The organism is Stenotrophomonas sp. P5_B8 (genome assembly GCF_054049855.1).
On record NZ_JBFULO010000050.1, the window covers coordinates 1 to 15,798 of the forward strand.

Genomic DNA, 15,798 nt, shown 5'->3' on the forward strand with positions numbered 1-15,798 from the left:
GTTCCAACACCCGTCCCAAACAAAAAGCCCCGACCAAGGCCGGGGCTTTTCGTACAACTGGTGCCGGAAATAGGAATCGAACCTACGACCTACGCATTACGAATGCGCCGCTCTACCAACTGAGCTATTCCGGCTGAGCAGGCAATTCTACGGGGGAGTGGCCGGAATGGTCAATTGCCGGCACTAGCCCGGCTGCACAATCCGTCCCGAATCCCCACCCCGCAAGCCCCCGCACCGCTTGGCCCGCAGGCGCAGCGCCTACAATGGGCCTGTCCAACAGGACCGGGCCTTGACGCCCCCGTCCCTAAAGTGGGGCAGTCACCCCCTGGATGCCGCCGATGCGCTCCCTTCCCCACTTCACCGGCCTGCTGCTGGCTTGTCTGCTCTGCACCGGCAATACTGCCGCCGAGGCCGCCCCGCAGCCGCCAAGCCCACCAGACCAGCAGTGGCAACCGCTGTTCCAGCAGGTCCAGGGCGCACACCTTTTCAAGGACCAGAAAACCTTCGCCGACGCCGTGCCCCGGCAGGAAGCAAGCGCCGTGCTGGCGCAGTGGCAGCAGGTAAGAGGGCAGCCAGATCACCTGCCCGCGTTCATCGCCCAGCACTTCACCGTGCCCGGGGAGGCAACCGCTTACGTGCCACCCACCGGCGAAACCCTGCGCGCCCACATCGAAGGCCTGTGGCCGGTGCTCACGCGCACCACCGAGACGGTCGACCCGCGCGGCTCGCTGCTACCGCTGCCCAAGCCCTACGTGGTCCCAGGTGGACGCTTCCGCGAGGTGTATTACTGGGACAGTTATTTCACGATGCTCGGGCTGGCCTCAAGCGGACGCTGGCAGCAGGTACGCGACATGGTGGACAACTTCGCCTGGCAGCTGGATCAGTACGGGCACGTCCCCAACGGCAACCGCAGCTATTACCTGAGCCGCTCGCAGCCGCCATTCTTCAGCCTGATGGTGGATCTGCTGGCCACCCACGAGGGTGACGACGCGTATCGCCGTTACCTGCCCCAATTGCGCATCGAACACGCTTTCTGGATGCGCGGTGCGCAAGGCCTGCCACCCGGCACCGCCAGCGAGCGCGTGGTGCGGCTGGCCGATGGCCAGGTACTCAACCGTTACTGGGATGCGCGCGCGGTGCCACGCACCGAGTCGTGGACCGATGACCTGGCCACCGCTGCGCAGGCGCCGCAGCGCGCGCCGTCGCAGGTGTATCGCGACCTGCGCGCGGGGGCGGAATCGGGTTGGGATTTCAGTTCGCGCTGGCTGGCCGAACCGGGCGTGCTGGCCAGCATCCACACCACGGCGATCGTGCCGGTGGATCTGAACAGCCTGCTGTTCCACCTGGAAACCACCCTCGCCCGCGCCAGCAAGGCCGCCGGTGACGGCGCTGCCGCACGCGACTTCAAGCAGCAGGCGAAGGCACGCCAGCGCGCCATCAACACGCTGCTCTGGGATGTCGAGCAGGGCTGGTACGTGGACCGCGATCTGGACAACGGCGCGACCCGCCCCGCGCTCACCGCCGCCGCGCTGTTCCCGCTGTGGCTACACGTCGCTACGCCTGCGCACGCCCGGCAGACCGCCAAGGCAGCCAACACGCAGCTGCTCCGTCAAGGCGGCCTGCTGACCACCAAGGTGGACACCGGCCAGCAATGGGACGCGCCCAATGGCTGGGCGCCGCTGCAGTGGGTCGCGGTGGATGGGTTGCAGCGCTACAAGCAGGACGCGGTCGCGCGCCGCATCGGGGTCCGCTTCCTGCACACGGTGCAGGCGGTGTACGACCGCGAAAACAAACTCGTGGAGAAATACGTAGTCGACGGTTCGGCCGTCGGCGGTGGTGGCGGCGAATACCCGTTGCAGGATGGCTTCGGCTGGAGCAATGGGGTCACCGCAGCGTTGCTGGATCGGCTGTGCCCGCCACGAAAGCGCTGCGAGAACGCGCAGGATGTGGGTGACGAGGACTGATCGCCCCTTCAATGCAACGTTGGCATCAAACCGAAGCGCTTCGACCGCCACCTGCCACCGACCGGGCGATGCCATATTGCGCGGCGTAATACGTACCGAGCACCAGCAGACTGGCCATCGGCAATCCACCGGCAAAACGGTCCCACGCCAGCAGCGAATCGCTGGCGACAAACAGCAGTGCACCGCCCACCGCCCAGCCTGCACTGCGACGCGACACGCCAGGCAACCACGGCTTGGCCCACACGCGCGCCAACGCCAGCATCGCCATCAACGCGAGCACCACCACATAGGCCAACACCGGGACGCGCATGTCGGCGGGAAGATGCGGCCACAGCGCGGTGACGTTGGTAACGGCGAACGTTCCCAACAGCACAACGGCCATCCACAATCCACGCCCGGCCCTGAAGCCGGCGCGGAACGCGATGATGTAGCAGACATGTGCGAGCAGGAACGCGACCAGCCCCGGGACAAAGGCGTCCACCGGCAGCATCAAGGCGATGTCGCCGACGCAGGAGAGCCCCATGCCGGTCAGCACCGCGCGACGGTAGCCTTGGCCGAGTGAGAGGGCTGAGGTTGCCGGCCAGCGGCCGGCACTACCAGGGTGCCATGCGATGGACGCGATGAGCAGGGTGGTCAGCGGCTTTGCCAGCCAATGCAGCCAGCGTCCGTCGCCCTGCAGCCCTGCGCCGATGATGGCGGCGGCCGCCAGCACTACGATGAGTAGCTCGCGGCCGCGGCGGGTCATCGGGCTTTCCAGAGCTCGGCCAGACGATCCGGCTTGCCCGCAATGCGTTCAAGCGACGGATACAACAGGCCACCGTGGTAATCCAGCGCCACCGTGTCGATGCGGTCGAAGCTGCGCACCAGCAGGGTGATGGGGGCCTTGTCGGTCTTGGCAGCGGTCACCGCTTCCTTCAGTGCGTCACCCTTGAACACGCGTCCGTTGACCGCCAGCACGGTCATGCCTGGGGTAAGGCCGGCGTTGAATGCGGGGCTGTCCCACAGCACGTCGGTGACTGCACCGCTGTTGGCCACGCTCAGGCCCAGCGAATAGACCAGGTTGGTGCCGTTGGCGCGGGTCTCCTGCGCTTTGAAGGCCTCGCTGGGGGTATCGGTGTAGACCAGTTTCCAGCCGGCCGCGTCCAGCCCGCCGGTCAGCGGCATGTGGCCATCCAGGCGCTCGCGCAGGAAGGTCGCCCAATCAAACGGCGCGATGCCGTTCAAGGTGTGCACTACGTCGTCGAAGGTGTACGGATTGACGTTCCAGTCGCCGTCATTCATGCCGAAGAACGCCTTGGCGAAATCGTCCAGGCTGCGCTTGTTGCCGGTCAGCCCGCGCAGCTTGCCGTCCACGTCCAGCCACACCATCTGCCCGCCGGAGTAGTAGTCTTCGCTCAACTGGTAATTGCGGAATCCCAGCGCGCGGCGCTGGGCGATGGTGGGATCGTTGGTGGTGTCCTGCAGGCTGCGCCACGCCAGACCGGGACGACCGCGATCGTAGGTCGCCGCGACATTGGCCAGGGTTTCGCGGGTCTGCTGCACGCTCCACAGGCCCGAGCGCGCGGCCAGCACCTGGCCCCAGAACTGGGTCTGGCCTTCGTACAGCCACAGCAGGCTGTCGCCCATGGGCACGTTGAAGTTGGGCGTGGCCAGATCCGCACCGCGACGGTACTTGCCGTTCCAGGAATGGTTGAACTCGTGCGGCAGCAAATCGCGGCCCAGCCAGGTCTTGTCCCAGTCGGTGAAGTAGCCGGTCTCGGCGCTGTTCTCGCTGGAGCGCTGGTGCTCCAGCCCGATGCCGCCGAGCTTGCCGGTCAGTGCCAGCAGGAACTCATAGCGGTCGAAGTGACGTGCGCCGTAAAGCTTGTACATCTGCTGCACCAGCGCACGGTGTGCCTGCACCTGTTCGGGCTTGGCGACCAGGGACTTGGCATCATCGGCAAACACGTTGAGATGCACCGGCACCTTGGCGCCGGGATCCAGGTCGAATTGCTGGTAATAGCGGCCGGCGAACAGCGGCGAATCCACCAGGTGGTCGTAGCGGATCGGCTTGAACACCACCGTGTCGCCGTCGCGGCGCTCGGTCTCCAGCGCGGTGGCATACGACCAGCCCTTGGGCAGGGTCACACTGGCCTGCGCCTGCAGGTTGCGGGTGATCACGCCGGCCGGGTACAGCGAGTTGGCGTTCCACTGCAGGTTGAGCATCTCCGGGGTCATCACCACCCGCCCCTGGCTGCCGCCCTGCGACGACAGGAACTTGAACGCGGCCACCACCTCCCTGGCACCTTCGGGCACGTCCACCTGGAAGGCGTATACGTCGTACGGGTCGCGTTTCCAGGCCAGCGGCTTGCCGTTGGCGGTGACCACCAGCCCGGCCAGCTTGTCGATGGGGCCGCTGGGCGAATGGCTGCCCGGCAGCCACTGCGGATACAGCAGGGTGAGCGGACCGGGCTTGGCCGGAATGGTCGCCTTGACCTTGAAGATGCGCCGGCCGATGTCGCGCGCGTCCACATCGATGCGCAGCACGCCCGGCCAGGCCACATCCTGTGGCGGCGACGTCTGCGCCTGTACGCCACTGGCCGACAACGCCAACAGCACGGACAGGACGGTGGCACGCATCTTCATCGGCAACGCTCCAGCGGCGAAACATCCGATCCTAGCCCTCGCTATCGCCCTGCCCCATGGCCAAAGGTCATGCGCGGGGCTGCGGCCAGAACGGGCAAAGCCGAGCGGCGCGTGCCGCCGTGTTCACCGTGCCAGCGCCACACTGCCCGCCACGTTGCAGATACTCCCCGGGAGGCATCACGCATGCAGGCACGCAGATGGATAGGCGGGCTAGCCGTCGCGGCGGCCGTGGCCACCGCCGCATTGACCGTACGGGGGCCGCGCCGGCGCGTACCACTGCCTGCGGTGGACGACATCACCCCGCTGTTGCCCGACCGGGCCCAGCTCTGGCGCTGGATCGAAGCGCTGAACGCGTTCGGCCCGCRACTGACCGCCACGCCCGCGCACGCGCAGGCGGTGGATTACCTGGCCGGCGAACTGGAAGCGCTCGGTCTGCAGGTGCACCGCCAGCATCACCGGGTCCAGCGCTGGACGCCGCAGCACTGCGCGCTGCGGCTGGACGATGGCACGCCCATCGAGGTTGCCGCGCCCTATCCCTACTCGGGCCAGACCGACGCACAGGGCGTGCATGGTCGGCTGGTGTGGCTGGACTCGGCCAAACGGATGGAGCCCGCGCGCGATGCGATCGCCGTGGTGCGGATCGATCCGGTGGCGATGCGCCGGGCCAAGGCGGCGATGGTGTTCCAGCAGCGTGCGATGTTGCCCGATGCGGATGCCGGGTTTGCGCGCGAAGAGGTCATCCCGGTGCTGGCGCCGTTGATCGATCCGACGCTGCTCGAACGCGCGCGCAAGGCCGGCGTACGCGCCGTGGTCTGCGTGTTTGGCGGGCTGTCTGAAGGTCTGGCGCGCGATCAGGTACTGCCGTTCACCACGCCATGGATGGATTGCCCGGCGCTATGGGTGGGCCAACAGGCCGGCGAGGCGCTGCGTTCGGCTGCGCACGCTGGCCGCAGTGCGACGCTGGTGCTGCAGGCCGAGCGCACCGAGGCCGGCATCGACTCCCTGCATGCCGTGCTGCCCGGCACCACGCGGGGTGAAAGCACCCTGATCAACACCCACACCGATGGCCCCAATGCGTGCGAAGAAAATGGCGGCGCCGGACTGCTCGCGCTGGCCGCTGCCTTCGCCCAGCGCCCGCGGCGTCGCGACATGGTGTTCGTGTTCGCCAGCGGCCACTTCCAGATTCCGCAGTTCACCGACCGTGGCCAGGCGACGATGGCATGGCTGCGTGCGCATCCTGGGCTGTGGGATGGCAAGGGTGATCACGCGCGCGCGGTAGCCTGCCTGACGCTGGAGCACCTGGGCTGCCTGGAATGGAAGGACGGTCCGGGACGCAGCGACCCCCGGGCCACCGGCCGGCTGGAACGCGAGATTGTCTACGCCACCAACCCGGCGATGGRGCAGGTGTACTGCGCTGCCGTTGCCGGCCGCAGCAAGCTGCGCAGCCTGGTGGTGGCACCGCGCATTGGCGAGCTGTTCCTGGGCGAAGGCGCCAGCTCGTATCTATGCGGAATACCAGGAATCGGGCTGGTGCCCGGGCCGGACTATCTCTGCCAGCAGTTGCCCGGCGGTGGCCTGGAGCGCTTGGATGCCGGGTTTGCGTGGCAGCAGGTGTGCAGTTTCGCCAAAGCATTGGCATTGGTCGATGCGCTGGACGCCGCAGTGATCGGCGCGGCCACGCCGGGATTGGAGAGGCCGTGGCAGCGATTGCGGGCGGTATTTACGGGGTAATGCGCGGTGGGATTGCCAGCGCGGAGACGCATGGCGTGGCTCTACCGGTTGAAGGTCGGTTACCGCGATCCGGTAGAGCCACGCCATGCGTGGCTGCACCAACGATCACGCCCGATCMGCTGATCAACCGCAGCCGCAGTTCCTTTGGCAACGCAAACACCATGGACTCCGGCTCGCCGTCGAGCTCACCGACGCCGGTCGCGCCCAGCTCCTTCAACCGCGCAATCACGCCGTCCACCAGCACCTGCGGTGCCGAGGCGCCGGCAGTCAGGCCGATGTGCTGCTTGCCGGCCACCCAGGCCGGGTCGATCTCGTGGGCGCCGTCGATCAGGTAGGACTCCACGCCTTCGCGGCGCGCCAGTTCACTGAGACGGTTGGAGTTGGAGCTGTTCGGCGAGCCCACCACCAGTACCAGGTCGCAGCGCTGGGCCAGGTCGCGCACGGCGTCCTGGCGGTTCTGGGTGGCGTAGCAGATGTCGTCGTTCTTCGGCCCCTGCATCGCCGGGAAGCGCGCGCGCATGGCCTCGATGATGCCGCGGGTGTCATCCACCGACAGCGTGGTCTGGGTGGTGTAGGCGAAGTTTTCCGGCTGGTCGATCTCCAGCGTGGCGACATCCTCGACATCTTCCACCAGGTAGATCCGGCCGGTGCCGCGCTCGCGGTTCCACTGGCCCATGGTGCCTTCCACTTCGGGGTGGCCGGCATGGCCGATCAGCACCACGTCGCGGCCGGCACGGCAGTGGCGGGCCACTTCCAGGTGCACCTTGGTGACCAGTGGGCAGGTCGCGTCGAACACCTTCAGGCCACGGCGTTCGGCCTCCTGGCGCACGGCCTGGGACACGCCGTGCGCACTGAAGATCACCGTGTTGTCATCGGGCACTTCATCGAGTTCCTCGACGAAGATCGCGCCGCGGGCCTTGAGGTCGTCGACCACGAAGCGGTTGTGCACGACCTCGTGGCGCACGTAGATCGGCGCGCCCAGGGTCTCGATCGCGCGCTTGACGATCTCGATCGCACGATCGACACCGGCACAGAAACCACGCGGATTGGCGAGCAACACGTCCATCGGTCAGATACTCCGGCCGGCGCCAGGCCGGTTCATTGCGGGATACAGGGGGGAATTATCCCGCTTTTTTCTCGGCCTTGCCGTCGAACAGACCAAACACAGCGATCCCCACGGCCCCCACCACGATCGCCGCATCGGCGATGTTGAAGGAGGGCCAGTAATGGTCACCGATGTACCACTGGATGAAATCGACCACGTGGCCGTGCATCAGCCGGTCGATCACGTTGCCGATGGCCCCGCCGATGACCAGGGCGTAAGGCACGGCGCTGCGCCACTGGCCGCGCGCGGTACGCGACAGCCAGAACGCCATCAGGCCGCTGATGCCCACCGCCAGCGCGGTGAAAAACCACAGCTGCCAGCCACCGGCATCGCTCAGGAAGCTGAATGCCGCGCCGGTGTTGTAGGTGCGGAACCAGTTCCAGAAGCCTTCGATGACCACCACCGGCTGGTACTCGGGCAGGCTGGACAGGACCCAGGCCTTGCTCCACTGGTCCAGGCCGATGATCGTCGCCGACAGCAGCAGCCACACCAGTGCATTGGGACGCGGACGGACGGCGCTCATCAGAACCACCGCCGATCTTCGCCGGCACCGTCGAGGTTGCTCACGCAGCGACCGCACAGCTCGGCATGGGCGGCCACCGCACCGACATCGGCACGGTAGTGCCAGCAGCGCACGCACTTCTGCTTTTCGGTCGGCTGGGCGCTGACGAACACCTCATCGGTGGTCGCCGGGCGCACCTGCACGTCGCCGCTGATCAGCAGGAAGCGCAGCTCCTCGGCCAGCGGCTGCCAGCGCGCGGCGGTTTCCGCATCGGCCGCCACGGTGATCTCCGCCTCCAGCGCCGCACCGATCGCGCCATTGGCACGCATCGGCTCGAGCACCTTGGACACCTGCTCACGCAGCGCCAGCAACTGGTCGAAATCGGCGGCGTTGAGCGGCGCATCGGCCGGCAGCGGCGCCAGGCCGTCGTACCAGGTGGCCATCAGCACGTTGTCCTTGCGCGCGCCCGGCAGATAACCCCACAACTCGTCGGCGGTGAAGCTCAGGATCGGCGCGATCCAGCGGGTGAACGCTTCGGCGATGTGGTACATCGCGCTCTGCGCCGAACGCCGGCCACGCGAGTCGATCGGCATGGTGTACAGCCGGTCCTTGGTCACGTCCAGGTACAGCGAGCCCAGGTCGACGCTGCAGAAGTTCAGCAGCAGCTGCACGATCTCGGCCATGTTGTAGCTGGTGTAGGCCGCCTTGATCTTCTCCTGCAACTCAAAGGCGCGATGCACGATCCAGCGGTCCAGCGCGACCATGTCGGCCGGGGCCACCAGTTGCAGGGCCGGATCGAAACCGTCCAGGTTGCCGAGCAGGAAGCGCGCGGTGTTGCGCAGGCGCCGGTAGGCGTCGGCATTGCGCTTGAGGATCTCCTGCGACAGCGACATTTCATTGCTGTAGTCGGCCGAGGCGATCCACAGGCGCAGGATGTCCGCGCCCAGGGTCTTCATGATGTCCTGCGGCTCGATGCCGTTGCCCATCGACTTGGACATCTTGCGGCCCTTCTCATCCACGGTGAAGCCGTGGGTGAGGCACTGCTTGTACGGGGCCTGCTTGTCGATCGCCACGCCGGTCAGCAGCGAGGACTGGAACCAGCCGCGGTGTTGGTCCGAGCCTTCCAGGTACAGGTCGGCCGGCTTGCCGAAGCCACGTGCCAGCAGCACGCCTTCATGGCTCACGCCCGAGTCGAACCAGACGTCGAGGGTGTCGGTGACCTTCTCGTAGTGTGCCGCTTCCTCGCCCAGCAGCTCGGCCGCGTCGAGCGAATACCACACGTCGATGCCGCCCACCTGCACGCGGTCGGCCACCTGCTGCATCAGCTCGACAGTGCGCGGATGCGGTTCGCCGGTTTCGCGATGGGTGAAGAAGGCGATCGGCACGCCCCAGGTGCGCTGGCGGCTGATGCACCAGTCCGGACGCCCTTCGACCATGCCGCCGATACGCGCCTTGCCCCAGGCCGGGAACCAGCCGACGTTGTCGATGGCCGCCATCGCATCGCGGCGCAGGTTGGCCTTGTCCATCGAGATGAACCACTGCGGGGTCGCGCGGAACACCACCGGGGTCTTGTGACGCCAGCAGTGCGGGTAGCTGTGCACGATCTCGACGAAGGCCAGCAGCGCCCCGGAAGCGCGCAGCACCTCCACGATCAGCGGCTGTGCCTTCCACAGGTGCACGCCGGCCAGTTCGACATCACCGGCCGGCGGGGTCGAGGGCAGGTACACGCCGCGGCCGTCGACCGGGTTGATCTGGCCCGCGGTGTACGGGTCCATCAGCCCGTACTGCTGGCTGACCACGAAGTCTTCCTGGCCGTGGCCCGGCGCGGTATGCACCGCACCGGTACCGTCTTCGGCCGAGACGTGCGCGCCGTTGAGCAGCGGGATGTCGCGGGTGGGATAGAACGGATGGGCCAGCAGCAGGTTTTCCAGCGCGGCGCCGGTAGCGTGGCCGTKCACGACCAGGTCGTCCACGCCATAGCGCTGCAGCGAGCGCTCGGCCAGGGCCGCGGCCAGCACCAGCCAACGGCGCTTGCCGTTGTGGGCCGGACCTTCAGCCAGCACGTAGTCGATCTCCGCACCGAGGGACACCGCCAGCGAGGCCGGCAGCGTCCACGGGGTGGTGGTCCAGATCGGCACGGCGACCTCGACATCGGGCGGCAGGGTCACGCCGAAGCGCTGCGCCAGCTGCTGCGAATCACGCGCCACGTAGGACACGTCGATCGCCGGAGACGTCTTGTCCTGGTATTCGATTTCCGCCTCGGCCAGTGCCGAGCCGCAGTCGAAGCACCAGTGCACCGGCTTGGCACCGCGCACGATGTGGCCGTTGGCGAACACCTTGGCCAGCGCGCGGATTTCATTGGCCTCGAAATCGAAGCTCAGCGTCTTGTACGGGTTGTCCCAGTCGCCGATCACGCCCAGGCGCTTGAAGTCGCGACGCTGCAGGTCGATCTGCTCTTCGGCGAACTCGCGGCACTTCTGGCGGAACTGTTCGGCGTCGAGCTTGACCCCGACCTTGCCCCACTTCTTCTCGACCTGGATCTCGATCGGCAGGCCATGGCAATCCCAGCCCGGCACGTAGGGCGCATCGAAGCCGGCCAGGTAGCGCGACTTGACGATGATGTCCTTGAGGATCTTGTTGACCGCATGGCCCAKGTGGATCTGGCCATTGGCGTAGGGCGGGCCGTCGTGCAGCACGAACAGCGGGCGACCCTGCGCGTTCTCGCGCAGGCGGGCGTACAGGCCCTCGTCTTCCCAGCGCGACAGAATGCCCGGCTCGCGCTTGGGCAGGTCGCCGCGCATCGGGAATTCGGTTGCCGGCAGATGAAGGGTGGCTTTGTAGTCCTGGCTCACGCAGTGGCTCGCAATCTGTGTTCGGAAAGGATGTGACGCGCCTGTTCGGCGTCACGGTGCATCTGGTCGGTCAATGCGGCCAGATCTTGGAACTTTTCTTCGTCGCGCAACTTGGCGACGAACTCCACTTCAATGTGGCGACCGTACAGGTCGCCCTGGAAATCGAACAGGTGCGCTTCCAGCAGCGGCTCTACGCCCTCCACCGTCGGCCGCGTGCCGAAGCTGGAGACCGATGGCCACGGCTGGTCGAACACCCCGTGCACCCAGGTCGCGTAGATGCCCGACAACGCCGGTGTCTTGGGGAAGCGCAGGTTGGCGGTGGGGAACCCCAGCGTACGGCCCAGCTGCCGGCCGCGCACTACCCTGCCCCCGATCGAATACGGACGCCCGAGCAGGTCATTGGCGTGGCTGAAGTTGCCCTCGCGCAGCAACTGGCGGATGCGGGTGCTGGAGATGCGCTCGCCGTGCAGGTCGATCGGCTCGATCTCGCCGGCGCCAAATCCGCGCTCGGCGCCCATCGACTGCAGCAGCGCCAGGTCACCGCGACGGCGGTTGCCAAAGCAGAATTCCGGGCCGATCCACACCTCGCGCGCGCTCAGGCGCTGCACCAGCAACTGCTCCACGAAGTCTTCAGCCTGCATCGCCGCCATGCGCGCATCGAAGCGCAGCAGGCCGATCGCATCCACGCCCAGCTCGCTGAGCATGGCGACCTTGTCGCGGGCCAGGGTCAACCGCGGCGGCGGCTCGCCCTGGGCGAAATACTCACGCGGCAGCGGTTCGAACGCGACCGCCACGGCGGCCACGCCCAACGCGCGCGCGCGCGCAACGGCGTGGCGCACCAACGCACGATGGCCCAGGTGCAGGCCGTCGAATGCGCCGATGCAGACCACGCTTCCGTGCGGGAACAGTTGCCCGCCTTCGATACTTCTAAACAGCCTGCTCATCAACTGGGAATCCGGCCCACCAGGGCCGATGCGTTGCAAGGGATAGCCATGAAGTATAGCCGGGGTGTCCACGGATCAATGCTCGCGCAGGTGGCGCGGGCGGAAACCCATCGCGACCAGGGAGACCAGATAGGTCAGCCCACCGCTGCCGACCAGTAGCGCCAGATTGCCGATGCGGTGCCATTTGTCCATGCCGGTGAAGCCGGGCATGGTGTACAGCAGGCCCAGCAGCACCGCCACCATGGCCAGGCAGGCCAGGCCCAGGCGGGTCACGTAGCCGGCCCAGCCGGGCTTGCGCTGGTACACGCCGGTCTTGCCCAGCCAGTACCACAGCAACCCGAGATTCAGGTAGCTGGACAGCGCGCTGGCGATGCCCAGCGCCAGGTGCAGGCCCGGCTGCTTGCCCAGCGCGACCCACACGCCCTGCGCCTTGAGCGCTTCGGGCACCATCACCTGGTACAGCACGGCCAGCAGGATGAAGTTGAACACCATGTTGGCCACCAGCGCGGCGATACCGGCGCGCACCGGGGTCTTGGTGTCCTGCCGGGCGTAGAACGCCGGCAACACCACCTTGAGCAGCGCGAACGCCGGCAGGCCGAAGCTCAGGCCATACACCGACAGCGCGGTCATGCGGGTATCGAACGCGCTGAACTCGCCATGCTGGAAAATCGTGGCGATCAGCGGCTCGGCCAGCAGCAACAGGCCCAGCATCGCCGGCACCGCGATCAGCAGCGTCGTGCGCAGCCCCCAGTCCAGCGCGCTGGAGAAGCCGGTCTTGTCGGTGCTCACGTGGTGGCGGGCCAGCGCCGGCAGGATCACGGTACCCAACGCTACCCCGAACACGCCCAGCGGGAGCTCCAGGAAGCGGTCGGCCAGCGACAGCCAGGACTGCGAGCCATCGGTCAGCTTGGCGGCGATCACCGTATCCAGCAGCAGGTTGATCTGCGCGATCGAGGAACCGAACAGGGTCGGCACCATCAGGGTCAGCACCTTGCGCACCCCGGGATGCCGCCAGCCCCAGCGCGGCAGGGTGAGCAGGTTGATGCCCTTCAGCGAGGGCAGCTGGAACAGCAACTGCAGCAGCCCGGCCGCCAGTACCGCCCAGCCGAGGGCCAGGATCTGCTTCTCCGGGGTGCCGCCCAGCCGCGGGGCCAGCCACAGCGCGCCGGCGATCATGCACAGGTTGAGGATCACCGGGGTCAGCGCCGGCATCGCGAACTTCTGGAAACTGTTGAGCGCCYCGCCGGCCAGCGCGGTCAGCGAGACGAACAGCAGGAACGGGAAGGTCAACCGGAACAGGTCCACCAGCAGGCCATGCTTGGCCGGGTCGGTATCCACCCCGCTGGAGAACAGGGTGGCCAACTGCGGTGCGAAGATCAGCGCCAGCGCCGTGACCAGCAGCAGCACCCCGCCCAGCGTGCCGGCCACGCGCGACATCAGCTCGCGCAGTTCGGCATGCGAGCGGGTTTCCTTCACTTCCGTGAACACCGGGACGAACGCCGTGGCGAACGAGCCTTCGGCGAACAGCCGGCGCAGGAAATTGGGCACCCGGAAGGCGACCCAGAAGGCGTCGGTCACCGCATTGGTGCCGAACGTGGTGGTGATGACCAGGTCGCGAACCAGCCCCAACACCCGCGAAATCATGGTCATGCTGCTGAAAGACAGCAGGCCCCGCAACATCCTTGGTGAACTCACCCGTGTTCCCTCTTGACAATTGACTTGACGTACATTTTTCGAGCCATCATACTTTCCAGCTTGCTGTTCCCATTACACCGATTTTTCAGGAAACCACCACTGTGGCCAATATCAAGTCCGCCAAGAAGCGCGCCAAGCAGACCGTCGTGCGCAACGCGCGCAATACGGCTCAGCGTTCGATGCTGCGCACCGCTGTCAAGAAGGTGATCAAGGCTCTGGATGCCAATGACGCCGCCGGCGCCGAGGCAGCCTTCGCTGTTGCCCAGCCGATCCTCGACCGTTTCAGCTCGCGTGGTCTGATCCACAAGAACAAGGCTGCTCGCCATAAGAGCCGCCTGACCGCGCGCATCAAGGCCATCAAGGCCGCCTGATCCGGCGACGTGGTTGCGGTAAAGCCACGCCCTGCGTGGCTTCGACCCGATCGCACAAAAAGACCCGGCCCCGGCCGGGTTTTTTGTTGGGCGCGATTCCTGGGCGCCCGCGCTGCCGCGATCGTCCACCGATCCATTCCGGGCCGCGCCAACGGTAGAGCCACGCGCGCCGGACGCGCGCCACGCATCGCGCGGCCCCGGCCCTGCGGCACCACAGAAAAACCCGGCCGCAGCCGGGTTTCTCAGGGGCGCGCGGATGCGCTCAGTACGCATCGCGCGCTTGCGCCTCGTCTTCCTTCTGGCGGTCGAAGAAGGCCATGATGTTGGTCATGATCGGCCAGGTGCCTTCACGGCCCAGCGCCGACACCAGGTACCACGGCTGGGTCCAGCCCAGTTCGGCCACGATCTTCTCGGCGGCCGCCTTGGCCTCGTCCTCGAACATGAGGTCGGCCTTGTTCAGGACCAGCCAGCGCGGCTTGTCCAGCAGTTCCGGGTCGTGCTTGGCCAGCTCGCGTTCGATCGCACGGACCTGCTCGATCGGCGACACCCCTTCCACGCCGCCTTCCATCGGGGAGATGTCCACGAGGTGCAGCAGCAGGCGGGTGCGCTGCAGGTGGCGCAGGAACTGCGCGCCCAGACCGGCGCCGTCGGCGGCACCTTCGATCAGGCCGGGAATGTCGGCGATCACGAAGCTGCGGTAATTTTCGACACGCACCACGCCCAGGTTCGGGTACAGGGTGGTGAAGGGGTAATCGGCCACTTTCGGGGTGGCGGCGGACACGGCGCGGATCAGCGTGCTCTTGCCCGCGTTGGGGAAGCCCAGCAGGCCGACGTCGGCCAGCAGCTTCAGCTCCAGCTTGAGCAGGCGCTCCTCACCCTCTTCGCCCGGCAGCGCCTGGCGCGGCGAGCGGTTGGTCGAGCTCTTGAAGTGCATGTTGCCCAAGCCGCCACGGCCGCCCTTGGCTACCAGAAGGGTGTCATCGTGCTGGGTCAGGTCGCCGATCACTTCGTCGGTGGCCACGTTCATCACCACGGTGCCGACCGGCACGGTGATGATCAGGTCTTCGCCACCCTTGCCATAGGCCTGGCGGCCCATGCCGTTCTCGCCGCGCTGCGCCTTGAAGATGCGCTCGTGGCGGAAGTCGACCAGGGTGTTCAGGTTGGCGTCGGCGCGGATCCACACGCTGCCGCCATTGCCGCCATCGCCACCGTCCGGGCCGCCCAGCGGAATGAACTTCTCGCGACGGAAACCGACGCAGCCGTTGCCGCCATTGCCGGCGGTGACTTGGATTTCTGCTTCGTCTACAAGTTTCATGATTYTGGATGCCAACTGGAGGCGATGGGCAACGGATGCGCCCGACCGCAGAGTCTAACGTCCCCGGTACGATCCAGGGACGGTGGCGGGAAGGATCCCCGCACCGGTGTATTCAATAAAAACAAAAACCCCGCCGAAGCGGGGCTTTCGTCAGCGGCCCCACGCCGAGGCGTGGGCGCCCGCGTATCGCGAAGATCAGGCTTCGGCGACGACGCTGACGGTACGACGCTTCTTCGGGCCCTTCACCGAGAACTCCACCTTGCCGTCGACGAGCGCGAACAGGGTGTGGTCACGGCCCAGACCAACGCCGGTACCTGGGTGGAACTGGGTGCCGCGCTGACGGATGATGATGTTGCCGGCATCGATGGCCTGGCCACCGAAGATCTTGACGCCGAGGTACTTCGGGTTGGAGTCGCGACCGTTGCGCGATGAGCCTACGCCCTTCTTATGTGCCATGACTGGTCTCCTTGATTACTTGCTGCCACCGGCGATGCCGGTGATCTCGATTTCGGTGTAGTACTGACGGTGACCCTGACGCTTCATGTGGTGMTTGCGGCGACGGAACTTGATGATCCGGACCTTGTCAGCACGACCCTGGGACACGACCTTGGCGGTGACCGAAGCGCCGCTCAGCGCGTCGCCGATCTTGATGCCATCGCTGTCGCCCAACATCAGGATGTTGTCGAACTTGATC

General features: G+C 66.7%; 12 protein-coding genes, 1 tRNA gene and 1 pseudogene. 3 read left to right on the plus strand and 11 right to left on the minus strand.

All coding sequences use genetic code 11. From position 1 onward, the window contains the following. Positions 1-58: 58 nt before the first annotated feature. Positions 59-134 (minus strand) — tRNA-Thr (locus tag ACXJKH_RS04795). Between the two features lie 204 nt (positions 135-338). Between ACXJKH_RS04795 and treA the strand changes: the two genes are divergently transcribed. Continuing rightward, a complete protein-coding gene (treA, locus tag ACXJKH_RS04800; RefSeq protein WP_457318496.1) occupies positions 339-1,964 on the plus strand; it encodes an alpha,alpha-trehalase TreA in 1,626 nt (541 codons plus the stop codon). Between the two features lie 25 nt (positions 1,965-1,989). Here the strand turns inward: treA and ACXJKH_RS04805 are convergent, their stop codons facing one another. Both ACXJKH_RS04805 and ACXJKH_RS04810 read right to left on the minus strand, forming a co-directional pair. Then, positions 1,990-2,709, minus strand: coding sequence for a lysoplasmalogenase (locus ACXJKH_RS04805; protein WP_457318497.1), 720 nt, complete (start codon positions 2,707-2,709; stop codon positions 1,990-1,992). Next, a complete protein-coding gene (locus ACXJKH_RS04810; protein WP_457318498.1) occupies positions 2,706-4,589 on the minus strand; it encodes a M61 family metallopeptidase in 1,884 nt (627 codons plus the stop codon). The genes ACXJKH_RS04805 and ACXJKH_RS04810 overlap by 4 nt, the downstream gene beginning before the upstream one ends. A gap of 183 nt (positions 4,590-4,772) precedes the next feature. Between ACXJKH_RS04810 and ACXJKH_RS04815 the strand changes: the two genes are divergently transcribed. Continuing rightward, positions 4,773-6,320: a hypothetical protein gene (locus ACXJKH_RS04815; protein WP_457318499.1), complete on the plus strand. Its 1,548-nt coding sequence runs from the start codon at positions 4,773-4,775 to the stop codon at positions 6,318-6,320. Between the two features lie 118 nt (positions 6,321-6,438). Here the strand turns inward: ACXJKH_RS04815 and ispH are convergent. From ispH to murJ, 5 genes and pseudogenes are all read right to left on the minus strand, one after another. Next, positions 6,439-7,386: pseudogene (gene ispH / locus ACXJKH_RS04820) on the minus strand (4-hydroxy-3-methylbut-2-enyl diphosphate reductase); the annotation flags it as partial. 55 nt (positions 7,387-7,441) lie between these two features. Continuing rightward, positions 7,442-7,948, minus strand: coding sequence for a signal peptidase II (gene lspA / locus ACXJKH_RS04825; RefSeq protein WP_457318500.1), 507 nt, complete (start codon positions 7,946-7,948; stop codon positions 7,442-7,444). After that, complete coding sequence (ileS, locus tag ACXJKH_RS04830; RefSeq protein WP_457318501.1) at positions 7,948-10,779, minus strand: isoleucine--tRNA ligase; 2,832 nt, start codon at positions 10,777-10,779, stop codon at positions 7,948-7,950. Before ileS ends, lspA begins: the two co-directional genes overlap by 1 nt. Then, positions 10,776-11,723 carry a bifunctional riboflavin kinase/FAD synthetase gene (locus ACXJKH_RS04835; protein ID WP_457318502.1) on the minus strand — a complete coding sequence of 316 codons (948 nt, stop codon included), beginning with the start codon at positions 11,721-11,723 and terminating at the stop codon, positions 10,776-10,778. Before ACXJKH_RS04835 ends, ileS begins: the two co-directional genes overlap by 4 nt. Positions 11,724-11,798: 75 nt before the next feature. Beyond that, entirely contained in the window at positions 11,799-13,403 is a 1,605-nt protein-coding gene (gene murJ, locus ACXJKH_RS04840; protein ID WP_457318504.1) for a murein biosynthesis integral membrane protein MurJ, read from the minus strand. Positions 13,404-13,519: 116 nt separating this feature from the next. Here murJ and rpsT point away from each other — a divergent pair, with 116 nt between their 5' ends. Beyond that, positions 13,520-13,789 (plus strand): 30S ribosomal protein S20, encoded by a 270-nt coding sequence (gene rpsT, locus ACXJKH_RS04845; RefSeq protein ID WP_019184515.1) that lies wholly within the window; start codon positions 13,520-13,522, stop codon positions 13,787-13,789. 262 nt (positions 13,790-14,051) lie between these two features. Here the strand turns inward: rpsT and cgtA are convergent, their stop codons facing one another. From cgtA to rplU, 3 genes are all read right to left on the minus strand, one after another. Continuing rightward, positions 14,052-15,104 carry an Obg family GTPase CgtA gene (gene cgtA, locus ACXJKH_RS04850; protein WP_256777125.1) on the minus strand — a complete coding sequence of 351 codons (1,053 nt, stop codon included), beginning with the start codon at positions 15,102-15,104 and terminating at the stop codon, positions 14,052-14,054. Between the two features lie 195 nt (positions 15,105-15,299). Continuing rightward, entirely contained in the window at positions 15,300-15,560 is a 261-nt protein-coding gene (gene rpmA, locus ACXJKH_RS04855) for a 50S ribosomal protein L27 (protein WP_256777127.1), read from the minus strand. A gap of 15 nt (positions 15,561-15,575) precedes the next feature. Beyond that, a partial coding sequence (rplU, locus tag ACXJKH_RS04860; RefSeq protein WP_457318503.1) for a 50S ribosomal protein L21 occupies positions 15,576-15,798 on the minus strand: 223 nt, incomplete at its 5' end.